The organism is Stieleria sp. (assembly GCF_041595215.1).
In the GTDB taxonomy this organism is placed as follows: Bacteria; Planctomycetota; Planctomycetia; order Pirellulales; family Pirellulaceae; genus Stieleria; species Stieleria magnilauensis.
Genome location: NZ_JBFHKV010001079.1, coordinates 1 through 2,877, shown reverse-complemented (window position 1 = coordinate 2,877; position 2,877 = coordinate 1). Strand labels below are relative to the sequence as shown.

The window sequence follows — 2,877 nt, the reverse complement described above, 5'->3', positions numbered from 1 at the left end:
CCGGCGAATTACGAACCGCGGCCTGAAAGATACCGATTTGCAGCATCGCTTTCTGATCGATCGGATCAAGCGTTTCGATCAGCTGGCCGGTTTGCCAAAGCAGTCCGGCGGGGATGTTTACCGGCGGAGACGCGGTGACCTGGTCATCCAGGCGAGCGGGAACCATCGCACGAATCCGCTCCGCCGCCGCGGCTCGTGTCGACTCGGTGTGTAATTCATAAACGGCTTTCAGCCATCGCTGAACCGCTTGTGTTTCCTTGTCCGTTGAACCGTCGACCGCGCTGAGAAACCGCTGCGACGCTTGGTCATCGCGATGCAACAGATGCATCAGATCGTCTAAGACGCCCTGAACGATCCCCGCGTTATTCCATCCCCGCGCGCTCCACAGCGGTGAATCGTGGCGAAAGGAATTCGGCGACGTGATGGTATCGACCATCATCGAGTTCAACTCGGGAATCTGCTTCCGTTCGGATTCAGGGATCGAGGCCAGCAACACGTCCAACTGTGCGACGGCTTGGGGATGGTTCACGACGACATGTCGGGCGAAACGGCGCTGGGCGTCGCTAAATGGCCTCGAGCCGGGGATCCGGATTGCACTGCAGACAGATTCCAGTGAAAACGTTCGGATGTCGATTCGGCAAAGGTGATCGAAGAGGATCTCCTGCGACGTCGACATCGACGCGGCGCGGGTGAACACATTCCAGTGAATTTTCCACTGCTTGGGATCACGTTCGAACGCGTACAAGTACAGCACCGCGGCGTGATGGAAATCTCGTTTGCCCCGCAGCGAACTCGCTCGCATGATGATTTGTCGCGGCGTCAGCTGTTCGGACTCGATAATCTGTTCCCAAAGACCGCGGGCGAGTTCCGGTTTCCCTGCGGCGAGATACAAGTCGGCGAGTTCTTCGCGATAGACGTTCGAGTTCGGGGATGACTCAAGTTTTCGCTTGGTCGAAGTGATCAGGGGCTGCAAACGATTTGTCTGGGCGAGGATCAGGATCGCCTGACGCCGTGTGCCGGAGCGGTCTTCCTGGCGAGGGTCCTGTTGGCGATGGATGACCGAATAGGCGACCTCCGACGCGGTGATCAAATCACCGGATTCCAACAGCGACTGGGCCAATTTCATTTGCTCGACATCATCGCTCAGCGGATTGCGGTTGGAACGGCGACTGGGGGGCGAGGCAACAGGCTGTTGCGCGATCGCCTGTTGCAACGAGGCCAACGATGCATTTTTTGAATTGATCGATTGCAGTTGTTTTGTCAGGAAGGTCCGCGTGTCGGCATCGATCGGCCGGGCGAGGAGCTGTCGGGCGGTGGAGCGAACGAGGTCCTCGTTGCCCGCCTGAGCGGCCAGGATCACGCGAGCCAATTCGACTTGCTGGCGGGAGGGGGCGTCGGCTGTTGTGATCTGATCAAGACGCTCGAACGCTTTGGCGGGTTGCTCCGTGATCACGGCCAGACGCGCCGCTTCGAGTTGTAAATCCAGATCATCGGGGAACTCATCGGCCAGCGTTTCCAGTTGGACAAGACAATCCAGCGGCCGTTGGTCCCACCATGCGGCGAACGCAGCAAGAATCCGCCGCAGTTTCAACTCGTGTGGCGTCGCACCCTCAAGCGGCTCGACCAACCGCTCCAGGAAATCGTCTGGGAGCGAAAGGATGGCGTGTGAGGAACCTCTGACGATCTGCTTCGGAATCAGCGGCAGCAATCCCCGCAATAGATTCGCCTCAATCAATCGCTTCGATAGCGGCATCTGCAACTTGAACAGTTCATATCGTGTCGGACTCACACCAGGAGACAACAGCGGCGTGACAATCTGCAGTTGCTCACCCCCGAACAACTCGGACGGTGGCAGCCCCTGTCGATACAAAAGAGACCAACGAGAACAATGTGCGATCCAGGCATCGGCCAACAGCTCGCGATGGCGAAGCACGAAGGCTCGTTCCGGTTCACTCGTCGGCGAAACGATCCACGGAACCACTTGGTCGGTCATCGAATCTCCGGGGCGACTGGCCCTGGCGATCTGCACCAGATGGGCAGCTTTTTCATCTGCAAAGGAAACATTGTTTTCCCACAAAGCGGCATGGATCTCGGCGACCGCGCGTTGGAAAGTCGATGGGATGACCGGCTGATCGAGCGTTTCTGCGAACGGTTATGATTTCCCCGCCACACGACACTCGGCGATCAAGTTTTGTCGCAATTGCAGATCGCGCATGATCGACTCGATCGGCGCCGAACGCTTCGTTGCCAGGGTCTGGTGTGTTTGACAAACGGTGGAAAGGATCTCCAGCTTTGAATCATCGAGCGGGGCAATTTTTTCTTGCTGGGTCTTTTCCAGTACCTGCCGAATGCGTGATCGTCTGGCGAGTAGGTCTACCAGCGCCGGGTGGTCGCCCGCCGGATCGAGCTGGGCCACCCGCCAGATGATTGCTTCGGGTGGCAACGTGTCGGTGTCATCGAGCGAATTCTGGATCGAGTGCAGCAGGATGGCGTGTCGAAACGCGGCGACGTCATCGGAGTCGATCGGCGGGGCGGAGAACCGTTTATCGATCAATTGTTTCGTCGTCACTGATTGTCCATGCAGGGACGCCAATTCACGATCGGCAAGAATTTGCACGCAACGTGCGATCCAGTAGGCCTGGAAGTAATTCTCAGGCGCCAGAAAGTTGCTGCCAAAGGAGAACGAGTAACTTTTGAAACCGCTGTTTTGCCGACTCGTGATTCGTCGCTCATTGAGCAACAAAATGGTTTGCAGTGATGCCGCAGCCGAGGCGGGAAAGTGATCGCGGTCGATGAAAACCTGCGTCAGTCGCCTGGCTTTGAGCGTCAGGGGAGATCCCGGAGGGCCACGCACCACGACAACATTCGACATTGGGG

At 57.8% G+C, this 2,877-nt stretch carries 2 protein-coding genes; both read right to left on the bottom strand.

Annotated features, from left to right (window positions below):
* On the bottom strand, nt 1–1,993 hold a 1,993-nt coding region (locus ABX749_RS28215; protein ID WP_372898969.1), incomplete at its 3' end, for a hypothetical protein.
* A 159-nt stretch (nt 1,994–2,152) separates the two neighbouring features.
* Nucleotides 2,153–2,877 (bottom strand): hypothetical protein (locus ABX749_RS28210; RefSeq protein WP_372898968.1); only part of this gene is annotated, 725 nt, incomplete at its 5' end.